Origin of the sequence: Streptomyces finlayi, from assembly GCF_014216315.1 — a bacterium.
Taxonomy (GTDB): domain Bacteria; phylum Actinomycetota; class Actinomycetes; order Streptomycetales; family Streptomycetaceae; genus Streptomyces; species Streptomyces finlayi_A.
On record NZ_CP045702.1, the window covers coordinates 7,186,756 to 7,199,212 of the forward strand.

12 protein-coding genes and 1 pseudogene are annotated in these 12,457 nt (G+C 71.2%); 7 read left to right on the forward strand and 6 right to left on the reverse strand.

What is annotated here, in order from left to right; all coding sequences use genetic code 11:
• Positions 1-39 precede the first annotated feature (39 nt).
• Both F0344_RS32990 and lpdA read right to left on the reverse strand, forming a co-directional pair.
• Positions 40-1,080 (reverse strand): M36 family metallopeptidase, encoded by a 1,041-nt coding sequence (locus F0344_RS32990; RefSeq protein WP_258050196.1) that lies wholly within the window; start codon positions 1,078-1,080, stop codon positions 40-42.
• A 118-nt stretch (positions 1,081-1,198) separates the two neighbouring features.
• Positions 1,199-2,602, reverse strand: coding sequence for a dihydrolipoyl dehydrogenase (gene lpdA, locus F0344_RS32995; RefSeq protein WP_185302258.1), 1,404 nt, complete (start codon positions 2,600-2,602; stop codon positions 1,199-1,201).
• A 679-nt stretch (positions 2,603-3,281) separates the two neighbouring features.
• Here lpdA and F0344_RS33000 point away from each other — a divergent pair.
• Positions 3,282-3,977, forward strand: a complete 696-nt coding sequence (locus F0344_RS33000; protein WP_185302259.1) for a type 1 glutamine amidotransferase domain-containing protein — start codon at positions 3,282-3,284, stop codon at positions 3,975-3,977.
• A 193-nt stretch (positions 3,978-4,170) separates the two neighbouring features.
• Positions 4,171-4,535: pseudogene (locus tag F0344_RS33005) on the forward strand (aldo/keto reductase); the annotation flags it as partial.
• A gap of 68 nt (positions 4,536-4,603) precedes the next feature.
• On the opposite strand, the gene F0344_RS33010 reads toward F0344_RS33005, so the two are convergent.
• A complete protein-coding gene (locus F0344_RS33010) occupies positions 4,604-5,080 on the reverse strand; it encodes a MarR family winged helix-turn-helix transcriptional regulator (protein ID WP_185302260.1) in 477 nt (158 codons plus the stop codon).
• Between the two features lie 113 nt (positions 5,081-5,193).
• Between F0344_RS33010 and F0344_RS33015 the strand changes: the two genes are divergently transcribed.
• On the forward strand, positions 5,194-5,604 hold the full coding sequence (locus tag F0344_RS33015; RefSeq protein ID WP_185302261.1) for an organic hydroperoxide resistance protein: 411 nt from the start codon (positions 5,194-5,196) through the stop codon (positions 5,602-5,604).
• Positions 5,605-5,607: 3 nt separating this feature from the next.
• On the opposite strand, the gene F0344_RS33020 is transcribed toward F0344_RS33015, so the two are convergent.
• Positions 5,608-6,624 (reverse strand): PHP domain-containing protein, encoded by a 1,017-nt coding sequence (locus tag F0344_RS33020; RefSeq protein WP_185302262.1) that lies wholly within the window; start codon positions 6,622-6,624, stop codon positions 5,608-5,610.
• Positions 6,625-6,724: 100 nt separating this feature from the next.
• Positions 6,725-8,641: an ABC transporter ATP-binding protein gene (locus F0344_RS33025; RefSeq protein ID WP_185302263.1), complete on the reverse strand. Its 1,917-nt coding sequence runs from the start codon at positions 8,639-8,641 to the stop codon at positions 6,725-6,727.
• 256 nt (positions 8,642-8,897) lie between these two features.
• Here F0344_RS33025 and F0344_RS33030 point away from each other — a divergent pair, with 256 nt between their 5' ends.
• From F0344_RS33030 to F0344_RS33040, 3 genes are all read left to right on the forward strand, one after another.
• Positions 8,898-9,395, forward strand: a complete 498-nt coding sequence (locus F0344_RS33030; protein ID WP_185302264.1) for a peptidylprolyl isomerase — start codon at positions 8,898-8,900, stop codon at positions 9,393-9,395.
• Between the two features lie 166 nt (positions 9,396-9,561).
• Positions 9,562-10,209 (forward strand): DUF6629 family protein, encoded by a 648-nt coding sequence (locus F0344_RS33035; RefSeq protein ID WP_185302997.1) that lies wholly within the window; start codon positions 9,562-9,564, stop codon positions 10,207-10,209.
• A gap of 42 nt (positions 10,210-10,251) precedes the next feature.
• Entirely contained in the window at positions 10,252-10,974 is a 723-nt protein-coding gene (locus tag F0344_RS33040) for a ribonuclease H family protein (RefSeq protein ID WP_185302265.1), read from the forward strand.
• Between the two features lie 40 nt (positions 10,975-11,014).
• Here the strand turns inward: F0344_RS33040 and F0344_RS33045 are convergent, their stop codons facing one another.
• Positions 11,015-11,452 carry an ATP-binding protein gene (locus F0344_RS33045; RefSeq protein WP_258050322.1) on the reverse strand — a complete coding sequence of 146 codons (438 nt, stop codon included), beginning with the start codon at positions 11,450-11,452 and terminating at the stop codon, positions 11,015-11,017.
• A gap of 110 nt (positions 11,453-11,562) precedes the next feature.
• Between F0344_RS33045 and F0344_RS33050 the strand changes: the two genes are divergently transcribed.
• Positions 11,563-12,399: a helix-turn-helix domain-containing protein gene (locus F0344_RS33050; RefSeq protein ID WP_185302267.1), complete on the forward strand. Its 837-nt coding sequence runs from the start codon at positions 11,563-11,565 to the stop codon at positions 12,397-12,399.
• The last annotated feature ends 58 nt before the right edge of the window (positions 12,400-12,457 follow it).

The window sequence follows — 12,457 nt, forward strand, 5'->3', positions numbered from 1 at the left end:
GGACCGCCCACGGGCAGCGGCGGTCCCCGTGTGCTCCGGCTACCGGATGCCCGGTATCTCGCGTCCCGCGAAGGCGGCCCGGACCGCGTCTGCCGCCCGCGCGCCGTACATGCGCTCCGCCGTCGCGATCGTCGTCAGCGCCGCGTCCTGGAAGCTGGTGTCGGGCGCGAAGCCGAACTGGGCGTTGATGATGACCCGGTCGGCCACCCGGGCGCCGAGCGCCCGCCGGATGTCCAGCAGCGCACGGGACCAGATCTCGCCGTCCGCGTGCACCGATCCGACCCGGTCGCCGTACACCTTGTCCTGGTCGATACGGCGCAGACAGTGCGGAGCGCTGCTGTAGCTCACCGCGTCCCAGTCCGCCACACAGGCAGGGTCGGCCTTGAGCGGCCAGCCGTACCGGGAGGCCGCGTGGGTGCCGACCTCGACCGCCAGGTAGTCGCCGAACGCCTCACCGATGGCCCCGGCCTCGACGGAGGTCCCGAAGCCGGGCACCTGGGCGTGGTGCACCGCGTGCCCGTACTCGTGCACGATCACCTCGGCGTCCTCGGCGTCGTCCACACCCCCCTTGCCGAAACGGATCTCGGCCTTCCTGTCGGTGAAGTACGAGTTGTCCGCGCCCCACTGGTTGATACGGACCGGCTGCGCCCGGTCGTTGGCACCGGGCAGTTCGCTGCCGAAGCCGAGGCCCTGGAGGTACTCCTGTGCCTCGTTGGTCCAGAAGTAGGCCATGACCTGTTCGAACTGGTCGTCGTGCCGGGTGTACGCGCCGGCTTCGGCGGTCTTCGCCGAGGCGCCGGTGTCCGACCTGACGTAGGTCCATCGTCCTGAAAGTCCGCCACTGCCGTCGAGATTGCGCAGCGCGGCCGAGGCGTAGGCCGACGCGGGTACGGCGCCGGCCGAGTCCTTGGCGTCGACGAGCGACTGATCGCCCGAGGACTGGACGGGGTTGACCATGAAGACCGTGGCCTGCGGGACGGCCGGGGCGGCCGGGACGGCCGAGACCGCTCCGGCCGTGGTGAGCAGTGCTGTTACGGCGGTGGCCGAGGCGATCAGCGCGCGGGGTGTGCGGCGAGCCATGTACATCCTCCCGTTGTGGTGCGGGTGACGCCGGAAGCGGGGGGTGGCGCGGGCGTGATCATCGCGTACACGCCCGCCTTTGACCAGACCCCGGACACGGCGGCGCCCGGCCGCCCGCTCAGAAGTTGATCATGTGCCCCGCGAGACCGTGGACGGCCTCCTTCACGGCCTCGCCCAGGGTCGGGTGGGCATGCACGTTCCGTGCCACCTCGTGGACGGTGAGGTCCCACTGCTGAGCCAGCGTCAGCTCGGGCAGCAGCTCGGTGACATCGGGCCCGATCAGGTGCGCGCCGATGATCTCGCCGTACCTGGCGTCGCTGAGGATCTTCACGAAACCGGTCGCGTCGCCGAGACCGTGCGCCTTGCCGTTCGCCGTGAACGGGAACTTGGCGACCTTCACGTCGAAGCCCTGCTCCCGTGCCTGCGCCTCGGTCCAGCCGAAACTCGCGATCTGCGGCTGGCAGTACGTGGCACGCGGGATCATCCGGTAGTCGAGCTCCATCGTCTCGGCGTCCGCGATGGTTTCCGAGGCGATGACCCCCATGGCTTCGGCGGCGTGCGCGAGCATCAGCTTCGCGGTCACGTCGCCGATGGCGTAGATGTGCGGGACGCTGGTGCGGCAGCGGCCGTCCACGTCGATCGCCCCGCGCTCCGTGAGCGCGACGCCGGTCGCCTCCAGACCGTAACCGGTGACGTTCGGCGCGAACCCGATGGCCTGGAGGACCTTGTCGGTCTCCAGTACCCTCTGCGCGCCGTCCTTGCCGGTGACGGTGACACGGACCTGCGGTCCCGACTCGTCGATCGTCTCGACGCGGGTGGAGGTCAGGATCTCGATGCCGAGCTTCCGGTACTGCTTGGCCAGTTCCCTGGAGACGTCCTCGTCCTCCAGCGGCGCGACCCGGTCCAGGAACTCGACGATCGTGACCTTCACGCCGTAGTTGTGCAGGACGTACGCGAACTCGATGCCGATGGCGCCCGCGCCCGCGATGACGATCGACCGCGGCACGCCGTCCGCGAGGATCTGCTCCTCGTACGTCACCACGCGTTCGCTGCGGGCGGTGCCGGGCAGCAGGCGCGGGGTGGCGCCCGTGGCGATGACACAGTTGTCGAAGGTGATGGTCCGCGTGGTGCCGTCGGCCCCGGCCACCTGGAGGGTGTTCGCGTCGAGGAACGTGCCCCGCCCGTCCAGTTCGGTGATGCCGTTCTTCTTCATCAGGTAGTGGACGCCCTTGACGCGGCCGTCCGCGACCGTGCGACTGCGGCGGAACGCCGCCCCGTAGTCGAAGGAGACCGTTCCCTCGACCTCGATCCCGAAGGTCTTGGCCTCGTTGTTGACGAGGTGGGCGAGTTCGGAGTTGCGCAGCAGCGCCTTGGTGGGAATGCAGCCGACGTTGAGGCACACACCGCCCCAGTACTTCTCTTCGACGACCGCTACCCGCTTGCCCAGTTGGGCGGCGCGGATGGCGGCGACGTAGCCGCCGGGGCCGGCTCCGAGTACGACGACGTCGAAGCGCTCGTGCATGACTTGTCCTTAGGGTCGAGGTGATCCGTGACCGGGGCACGCGTTGGCCCTCTCACCCTAGGCCGTGCCGCCCTGGAGCCGGGCGCGCTGGAGCCGGCAGGCGAGGGTGCGGCGCACGGAGGCCGCTGCGGGCGGGGTGATCCCGGCGGGGACGTCCAGGCCGCGGCTGTTCCGCCCTCGTCGTGCAGCGGCGAGGAGGGTACTACCCCCGGCTCGACGACCCCGGCCGCTTCGTAGCGGTCGCGGCGGCATTCCTGAGCCGGTGACCGCGCTCGGCGAAGGGGCCGAGGGCCTCCCGGCGGTGGGTGATGCCGTCGCGCCGGTACCGCGTGGCGGTGGCCTGCGGTGTGCCCCCGACGCAGCGGCCCGTGGCGCCGGCGGCGAGCCGGTGGTCGATGTCATGGGTGCACGCGGCGGCCGGGCGAGTGTGGGGGTGGCCGGAAAGCGCCCGTTCCTTCCTGGCGTCCTGATTGAAAGCGCCGGGGGCACCAGGGGTTGTACGGCACGCGTGTGGCACGAATGCGGAGGTTTCGGGCTTCTGGCGGCGAACAGTCGATGTCTGGTTTGTTGCCTCCTGGGTATCGGCCTACCGTTGACGTGCCGCCGCATCGACGGCCGTGATCGTGGACCTGAACCATCCTCCGGGCCCGACCGGGCCCACCCCTCGGAGAAGAGTGAGATGTCGAAGATTCTGTTCGTAGTGACGGGCGCGGATCACTGGACCCTGGCCGACGGCACGAAGCACCCGACGGGCTTCTGGGCCGAGGAGGCCGCGGCTCCGTACCAGGCGTTCAAGGCCGCGGGCCATGAGATCGTCGTCGCCACCCCCGGCGGCGCCGTGCCGACCGTGGACCGGGGCAGTCTGGCCCCCGAGTTCAACGGCGGCCAGGAGGGCGCCGACCGGGTCGCGGAGGTCCTGGACTCCTTCACCGAACTCCAGCACCCGGTCTCGCTGCACGACGTGAATCTGGACGACTACGCCGCGGTCTTCTACCCCGGCGGTCACGGTCCCATGGAGGATCTCGCCGTCGACCCGGTGTCGGGCGCCCTGCTGACGCGGGCCCTGGAGTCCGGCAAGCCCCTCGGCGTCGTCTGTCATGCCCCGGCCGCGCTGCTCGCGGCGGTGAGGGAGGACGGCACAAACCCGTTCACCGGCTACCGGCTGACCGGCTTCACCAACGCCGAAGAGACGCAGGCCGGCCTCGCGGACAAGGCGAAGTGGCTGCTCCAGGACCGCCTGGTCGAACTCGGAGCGGACTTCCAGGAGGGCGAGCCGTGGGCCCCGTACGTGATCGTCGACCGAAATCTGGTCACCGGTCAGAACCCGGCATCCTCGGCCCCGCTCGCCGCCGAACTGCTCAAGAAGCTGGGCTGAACCTGCGGAGTCACGAACTGCTCAAGGCGTGACTGGCCGGGCGTCCGAATCCCAGGGCGCCCGGCCCCGTACGTACAGGCGGCGGACACCGGTCGGCCGACGGGCCCCGGACGCCGCACCGTTGCACTGATTCAGCCGTCGTTTCCGTCGCTCCCACCGCCCCGCCGTCTACCGTCGAGCGGGGCCGGCAGGGAAAGTCACCGTGCGACAGCTGGAGGAGGCGCGGGAGATCGTCGAGATCGTCTCCGTGCGGAATCCGTACAACCTCGCCAGCCGCCGTGCCGAGGACGTCCTGGAGTACGCCGAGGGCGAGAGCATCGCGTTCATCCCGTGGTTCCCGATCGCGACCGGCGAACTCGCCCGCCCTGGCGGCCCGCTCGGCGCCGCCGCGAAAGACACGGCGCGAGTCCGTCCCGGCTGGCCCTGGCCTGGCTGCTGCGCCGCTCGCCGGTCATGCTGCCGATCCCCGGAACCTCGCGCGTCGCGCACGTCGAGGAGAACACCGCAGCCGCCGTCACCCTCACCGGCGAGGAGTTCGCGGCCCTCGCCGAGGCCGTCCGAGCGCGGTCCGGGCCTGCTCGCAGCCCGAGTGCCACCGCCGTCGGTGGTGGCACTCGGGCGCTGCCTCAGTCCTGCCGCAGCCCGTCCAGGGATGAGGTCAGCCGGCCGAGCACCTCTTGCAGGGCGAGGATCTCCGGTACCGAGAGGCCGGTGGCTTCGAGGACGGTGCGAGGAACGGGCAGCGCGCGTTCGCGCAGCCGCGCACCGGCCTCCGTGAGGCGGACGGTCACGGAGCGTTCGTCCTGGGGGCTCCGCCCGCGGACGACCAGCCCGGCTGCTTCCAGCCTCTTGAGGAGCGGGGACAGGGTCCCGGAGTCGAGGTGGAGGCGCTCGCCGATCGTCTTCACCCGCTGGGGCCCGTGCTCCCAGAGCACCAGCATGGCCAGGTACTGGGGATAGGTGAGGCCCAGATCCCTCAGCGCCTCCCGGTACAGCCCGCCGAAGGCGCGGGACGCGGAGTGCAGGGAGAAGCAGACCTGGTGGTCCAGGCGCAGCAGATCCGCGTCCGGCAGATCGGGGGCGTGGATCGGGGGCGTGGTCATGGAACCAGGATATCCCATCGCGCCCCATTAGGTTGTGCACAATTGAATTGTGTGCAACTCTTTGGGCGAAGCGTGACCGGGCCGGTCACCGCGACAGGAAAGAAGGTCATTCCATGGACGCGCTCTACACCGCTGCCGCCACCGCAAACGGCCGGGAGGGCCGGGCCGTGAGCTCGGACGGACAGCTCGACCTCCCGCTGGCGCTGCCGCCGGCGCTCGGCGGCAACGGTCAGGGCACCAACCCGGAGCAGTTGTTCGCCGCCGGGTACGCCGCCTGTTTCGCCAGCGCCATGGCGTCGGTCGGCCGGGAGATGAAGGTGGACACCAAGGACGTCGCCGTGACGGCCGAGGTCTCGATCGGCAAGGACGACACGGGCTTCGGTCTCGCGGTCGTCATGCGGGTCGAACTGCCGGACGCCCTCGAAGGCGAGACGGGCCGCAAACTGGTCGAGGCCACGCACGCCTACTGCCCCTACTCCAAGGCCACGCGCGGCAACATCGAGGTCGAGCTCGTCATCGAGTAGCACTCACCGGCGGTGGCCGCCCGTCCAGGCCAGTAGCCGCTCGGCACTCCAGGTGGTGACGACCCGTTCCGCGGGTACCCCGCACTCCTCGGCACGCGCGCAGCCGTAGATCTGCCATTCGAGCTGGCCGGGGGCGTGCGCGTCCGTGTCGACCGAGAACAGCACGCCCGCCTCGACGGCCTGCTTCAACAGGCGCCGGGGCGGGTCGAGCCGTTCCGGGCGGCTGTTGATCTCTACCGCAGTCCCCGCCTCCGCGCACGCGGCGAATACCTCGTCCGCGTCGAACCCGGACTCCGGGCGCTTCCGGCCGGAGAGCAGGCGACCGGTGCAGTGTCCGAGGATGTCGGTATGCGGGTTGCGGACCGCCGCCACCATGCGCCGGGTCATCGTCGCTGAGTCCATCCGCAGTTTGGAGTGGACGGAAGCGACCACCACGTCCACCCGCTCCAGCAGCTCCGGCTCCTGGTCGAGTGAGCCGTCCGCCAGGATGTCGCACTCGATCCCGGTCAGCAGCCTGAACGGGGCCCACCGCTCGTTGAGTCCGGCCACCTCGGCCAGTTGCAGGCGCAGCCGCTCCGGCGACAGTCCGTTGGCCACCGTCAGCCGTGGGGAGTGGTCGGTCAGAACCGCCCACTCGTGACCCAGCTCCCGCGCCGTGCGGCCCATGTCCTCGATCGGGCTTCCGCCGTCCGACCAGTCCGAATGTATGTGGCAGTCGCCCCGCAACAGGGCCCGGAGCTCTTCGCCGCCCTCCGTGAGCGGGCCGGCGGACTCCGCCTCCAGCCGGTCGAGATACTGCGGGACCGCTCCGCCCTGCGCCTCCCGGATCACCTGGGCCGTCTTCGGCCCGATTCCGTTCACCGACTCCAGCGACCCGTGCGTCACCAGCTCCGCGAGGTCGTCCGCGGGGATCGCCGCGATCGCGTCGGCCGCCCTGCGGAACGCCTTCACCCGGTAGGTCTCGGCCTGTGACCGCTCCAGAAGGAACGCGATCCGGCGCAGTGCGCTCACCGGCTCCATCAGCACCTCCGAGGACGGTCCCAGGGTCTGCACCCAGCTTCGCCGAGTCCCGCCCCGTCCGCACAGCGAGGGTGCGGACGGGGCGTGGGGCCAGCGGGGCTCAGCCGACGTGCTGGGCCTGCTCCTCCGCCTCCGGACGAGCCTGCTCCTCCGCCTCCGGACGCTCGAACTGGGTGCGGTACAGCTGCTCGTACCTGCCGCCCGCGGCCAGCAGCTCCGTATGGGTTCCGCGTTCGGCGATCCGGCCCTCCTCCACGACCAGGATCAGATCGGCGGCCCGTACCGTCGAGAGACGGTGGGCGATCACCACGGCGGTCCGCCCCTCCAGCGCCTCGGCGAGGGCTTCCTGCACAGCGGCTTCGGAGGTCGAGTCGAGGTGGGCCGTCGCCTCGTCGAGGATCACTACGCGCTGCCGGGCCAGCAGCAGCCGGGCGATGGTCAGCCGCTGCCGTTCCCCGCCCGAGAGCCGGTAACCGCGCTCGCCGACGACCGTGTCGAGCCCCTCGGGCAGTGAGGCGACCAGTCCGTCGAGCCGGGAACGGCGCAGGGCGTCCCAGATGTCGTCCTCGGTGGCGTCCGGCCGGGCGAGGAGCAGGTTGGCGCGGACCGATTCGTGGAAGAGGTGACCGTCCTGGGTGACCATGCCGAGCGTTTCGCGGATCGAGTCGGCGGTGAGGTCGCGTACGTCGACTCCGTTCAGCCGAACGGCCCCGGCGTCGGTGTCGTAGAGCCGGGGCAGCAGCTGCGCGATCGTGGACTTGCCCGCTCCGGAGGAACCGACCAGGGCGACCATCCGGCCGGGCTCGGCACGGAAGGAGACGTCGTGCAGGACCTCCGTGCCTTCGCGGGAGTCCAGCGTCGCCACGTCCTCCAGCGAGGCGAGGGAGACCTTGTCGGCGGAGGGGTAGCCGAAGGAGACCCCGTCGAACTCCACGGACACCGGTCCGTCCGGCACCCTGCGGGCGTCGGGCTTCTCGTCGATCAGCGGCTTCAGATCCAGGATCTCGAAGACCCGCTCGAAGCTGACCAGGGCGCTCATCACCTCGACGCGGGCCCCGGCCAGAGCGGTCAGGGGCGCGTAGAGCCGGGTCAGCAGCAGCGCGAGGGCGACGATCGCACCCGGGTCGAGGGAGCCGCGCAGCGCGTAGTACCCGCCGAGCCCGTAGACCAGGGCGAGGGCCAGGGCGGACACGAGGGTCAGCGCGGTGATGAAGGTGGACTGCGCCATGGCCGTGCGGACGCCGATGTCACGCACCCGGCCGGCGCGCTCGGCGAACGCCGCCGACTCGTCGGCGGGGCGTCCGAAGAGTTTCACGAGGGTGGCGCCCGGCGCGGAGAAGCGCTCGGTCATCTGTGTGCCCATGGCGGCGTTGTGGTGCGCGGCCTCGCGCTGGAGCCCGGCCATCCTGGAGCCCATCCGGCGGGCCGGGACGACGAACACCGGCAGCAGGACGAGCGCGAGCAGGGTGATCTGCCAGGAGATGCTCAGCATGACCGCGAGGGTCAGCAGCAGCGTGACCAGGTTGGAGACGACGCCGGACAGCGTGTTGCTGAAAGCCCGCTGCGCGCCGATGACGTCGTTGTTGAGCCGGCTGACGAGCGCACCGGTCCGGGTCCGGGTGAAGAAGGCGATCGGCATCCGCTGCACATGGTCGAAGACCGCCGTACGCAGATCGAGGATCAGCCCCTCGCCGAGTCCGGCCGACAGCCACCGGGTGAGCAGCCCGAGGGCCGCCTCCGCCACGGCGATGACCGCGATGAGCGCCGCGAGCCGGGTGACCACGCCGGTGTCCTTGCCCTGGATGATCGCGTCGACGACGCTTCCCGCCAGGACGGGCGTGGCGACCGCCAGGAGGGCGGTGAGCACGCTGAGTGCCAGGAAGCGGTAGATCCGCCGCCGGTGCGGGCGGGCGAAGGCGGCGATGCGGCGCAGGGTCGCCCGGGAGAAGGGCCGCCGGTCCTGCTGTGCGGTCATCGCGCTGTGCAGCGATGACCACGCGGTCATTTCCATGCTCATGAGGTCTCTCCGGATGATGTGGTGCGGCGCGGGGGTGCCCGTCGGCCGGTGCGGCCCGGGGCGGTGCGTACAGAACGCTAAGACCTAAAGCAAGCTTGAGGTCAACCGTTCCGCCGGGTTGGCCCATGAGGCGGTACGCGGCGCGCCGTCCGAAGTGCCCGCGCCGGGCCCCTGACCACCTCTGATACGGACAGGACGGGCAGGCGCAGGGGGGTGCCGTGCATCCGGAGGCATCGGGGAGTGTCAGGATGGCTTCATGACAATCAAGACCTACTTCGACATCACCATCGACGGCAAGCCCGCCGGGCGGATCGTCTTCAACCTCTTCGACGACATCGCGCCCAAGACGGTTGAGAACTTCCGTGCCCTGTGCACGGGCGAGCAGGGCTTCGGCTACGCCGGATCGCCGTTCCACCGTGTCATCCCGGACTTCATGCTCCAGGGCGGCGACTTCACCCGCCAGAACGGCACCGGCGGCAAGAGCATCTACGGCGAGAAGTTCGCCGACGAGAACTTCACGCTCAAGCACACTAAGCCGGGCCTGCTGTCGATGGCCAACGCGGGCCCGAACAGCAACGGTTCGCAGTTCTTCATCACCACCGTGGTGACGCCGTGGCTCGACGGCAAGCACGTCGTCTTCGGCGAGGTCGCCGACGACGCCAGCATGGAGCTCGTCCGCAAGATCGAGTCGTACGGCTCGCGCAGCGGTGACACCAAGGCCGCGATCGCCGTCTCCGAGTCCGGTCAGCTCTGATCCGTTCTCCGTGACACCTGTTCGTCCCCGAGCGCCCCGGCCGTGAATCCACCGCCGGGGCGCTCCGGTGCGTACGGCCCCGGGCGCGCCCGGGATGCGTACGGCCCATGGAGCCGTAGCGTTGCCGAGCGAGACCCTTCGCTCGATTCCTGGCCGGGGTGACGAGATGTGCTGGAGCGCGACGGCCGATCTGGTGGCGGGTGCGGGCATCGTGACGATCGGCGTCACCACCGTGGCACTCTCCCGCCGCGTCCGCGATCTGCCCCTCGCCGCGCTCCCGCTGCTGCTCGGCGCCCATCAGATCGTCGAGTCCGAGGTGTGGCGCTCCGGCGGCGGAGCGGGTGCTGCCACCGTCGTCTGGGCGGTAGTCGCACTCCCCCTGCTGGCCCTGTGGGTGCCGGCCGGAGTGCTGTGCGCGGCCCCGGCCGGGGCCCGAGCGCGACTGGCGGTGCCGCTCACGGCCGGGGTGCTGACCGCCGCGCTCCTCTCGTACAGCCTGGCCACCCGCCCCGTGACGGCCGAGGTCCGCGGCCACACTCTCGGCTACGCCCTCGACCTGCCGCACTCGACGCTGCTGCTCACCGGCTACCTACTGGCCACGGTCGGCTCACTGCTCCTGTCGGCCGACCGGTGGCTCCAGGTGCTGGGGCTGCTCGTCGCCGTCGGCGCGGCGGTCTGCGCGGCGCTGTGGCGACTGGAGTTCATCTCGACCTGGTGCGCGTTCGCGGCGGTCTGCTCGGTCGTCCTGCTCGGCTGGTCCCGACGGGGTCCCCCGGAGACGAGCGCGCCCGCCGGCTCCGCCCCGGCGGGCTGACCACCGGAACCGGACCGTCGCGCGACTGGCATGATCAAGGGCATGGACGAGAGCATCATCGCCGCGTGTGACGGGGCGTCGAAGGGTAATCCCGGGCCTGCGGCCTGGGCATGGGTCGTGGCCGACGCGCAGGGGCGGCCGGAGCGCTGGGAAGCCGGGCCGCTCGGGACCGCCACCAACAACGTCGCCGAGCTGACCGCCCTGGCGGAGCTGCTGGAGTCCACCGATCCGGCCGTGCCGGCCGAGGTGCGAATGGACTCGCAGTACGCGATGAACGCGGTGACGAAATGGCTGCCGGGGTGGAAGCGCAACGGCTGGAAGACCTCGGGCGGCAAGCCCGTCGCCAACCAGGAACTGGTGACGCGCATCGACGCACTGCTCAGCGGGCGCAGCGTGACCTTCCGGTACGTCCCCGCGCACCAGGTGGACGGCGACCCGCTCAACGCGGTCGCCGACCAGGCCGCCAGCGTGGCCGCCGTGACTCAGCAGGCCGCCGGAACCGCCCACGGCACAGCCGGACTGCCGGTGCCCGCTCCCGCCCGGTCGACGAAGGTCCGTACCGACGGGGGGAAGGCGGCGGGCAGCAGGGCGGCAGGTGAGAAGGGCGCCGCGCGCACCGGAACGATCCGGGCGAAGTTCGCCGGACGGTGCCACTGCGGGAAGCCGTACGCGGCGAAGGACATCATCGCGAAGAACCCGAACGGCTGGGGTCACCCGGAGTGCCGGACCGCGCCCGCACAGAACGGCGCGGCCGTCGCGCGGTGAGTGACGGGGAGCCCGGGGGCCCGCGTGAAGCCCGGCTCCGTCAGATGTCGGCCCAGACCAGACGGCCCGCCACGCCCGCGTTCGTGCCCCAGCGGGCGGCCAGCGCGTCCACGAGCAGGAGGCCCCTGCCGTCCTCCGGCAGCTCCTCCGGACCGGGGCACCCGCACGGGGCCGTGACCAGGTCCCCCGGTGGGGTGGGGGAGGGAATGCGGCCCCTGCCGCGGTTCCACACACAAATGCGGACCCCGCTGTGCGAGCGCAGGAGCCGGCACCGGATGCGGCGGCTGTTGGTGTGCTGGACGACGTTGGCGACCAGTTCGGTCATCACCAGGGCTGCGGCGTCGATGCGGTCACCGGGTTCGCCCCACTCCCGCATCGCCTCCTGAACCCGGCGCCGGCACTCCGGCACACCTTGGGGGACGCGGGGTACCCACCAGCTCTGTGCACGCCTGCTGCCCGCGTCCAGGGGCGTCTGCATCGTGCACGTGTCTATTTCCGACATGTAGGTACTCTCGACGCAAAGGGCATACTTTGCAAGCGACAGAATGTGCCACGCTCCGCGTCGGGGCCATGGAGGAAGGTACGAGCATGCGACCTCGGTCCGGTCCCACAGTGGAACATCGCATCCTCGCCGTCCGGCTCCGGCTGCTGCGGGAACGAGCGGGCGTGAGCCTGGCCGCCGCGGCGCAGGCGTTGCAAGCCCACCCGGCGACCGTACGCCGCATCGAACGGGCCGAGACGGGTCTGGACGCACGCCAGGTGCGCGTTCTCCTCGACCGCTACGGGGTCCCGGCTGCCGATGCCGAGCCGATCATCGCGGGCCTGGGCGCCGCCAGCCTGCCGGGCTGGTGGCATCAGTGGCGCGACGCGATGGAGCCCTGGCAGCAGGAAGTCATCGGCATGGAGTCCTCCGCCGGGCTTGTACGGACCTGGCACCCCGGGCTCGTACCCGAGCTGCTGCGCACCCCTGCCTACGCGGCGGCCCTGGACCGCGTGCTGCACCCCGACGGCGATCCGGCCCGGCGCGAGCGCCGCGTCGAGCTGCTGCGGGAGCGGCAGCGCCGCCTGTCCAGCCGGGGTGCCCGCCTTTGGGCCCTGATCCCGGCCGCCGCACTCCACACCAGGGTCGGTGACCAGCGGGTGATGGACGAGCAGCGGGAGGCGCTGGCCGAGGCCGTGCACAGCCCGCACGTCACCGTGCAGGTGGTACCGCTCGATCACCCTCCGCACCCGCTGACCGGCGTTCCGCCCCTGCACCTGCTCCGGGTGTCCGCCCCGGAGATCGGGGACCGGGCGATCCTGGAGACTCCCGGAGTCCGCGTCGACATCGTCGACGATCCGGACGCGGTGATGAACCACAGCATGCGGATCGACGCGGCCTGCGCCGCCGCACCCCGCCCGGGCACGCCGTTCCCCGTGCTCTGACCGGTCCGAAGGCTCCGCCGGGGATGCGGCGCGCGCCGGTTACGGCCGGCGTGGGGGA

Coding starts and splice junctions, on each gene's coding strand:
- F0344_RS32990 (WP_258050196.1), bottom strand. CDS start 1,080: ATGGCTCGCCGCACACCCCGCGCGCTGATCGCCTCGGCCACCGCCGTA.
- lpdA (WP_185302258.1), bottom strand. CDS start 2,602: ATGCACGAGCGCTTCGACGTCGTCGTACTCGGAGCCGGCCCCGGCGGC.
- F0344_RS33000 (WP_185302259.1), top strand. CDS start 3,282: ATGTCGAAGATTCTGTTCGTAGTGACGGGCGCGGATCACTGGACCCTG.
- F0344_RS33010 (WP_185302260.1), bottom strand. CDS start 5,080: ATGACCACGCCCCCGATCCACGCCCCCGATCTGCCGGACGCGGATCTG.
- F0344_RS33015 (WP_185302261.1), top strand. CDS start 5,194: ATGGACGCGCTCTACACCGCTGCCGCCACCGCAAACGGCCGGGAGGGC.
- F0344_RS33020 (WP_185302262.1), bottom strand. CDS start 6,624: ATGGAGCCGGTGAGCGCACTGCGCCGGATCGCGTTCCTTCTGGAGCGG.
- F0344_RS33025 (WP_185302263.1), bottom strand. CDS start 8,641: ATGAGCATGGAAATGACCGCGTGGTCATCGCTGCACAGCGCGATGACC.
- F0344_RS33030 (WP_185302264.1), top strand. CDS start 8,898: ATGACAATCAAGACCTACTTCGACATCACCATCGACGGCAAGCCCGCC.
- F0344_RS33035 (WP_185302997.1), top strand. CDS start 9,562: ATGTGCTGGAGCGCGACGGCCGATCTGGTGGCGGGTGCGGGCATCGTG.
- F0344_RS33040 (WP_185302265.1), top strand. CDS start 10,252: ATGGACGAGAGCATCATCGCCGCGTGTGACGGGGCGTCGAAGGGTAAT.
- F0344_RS33045 (WP_258050322.1), bottom strand. CDS start 11,452: ATGCAGACGCCCCTGGACGCGGGCAGCAGGCGTGCACAGAGCTGGTGG.
- F0344_RS33050 (WP_185302267.1), top strand. CDS start 11,563: ATGCGACCTCGGTCCGGTCCCACAGTGGAACATCGCATCCTCGCCGTC.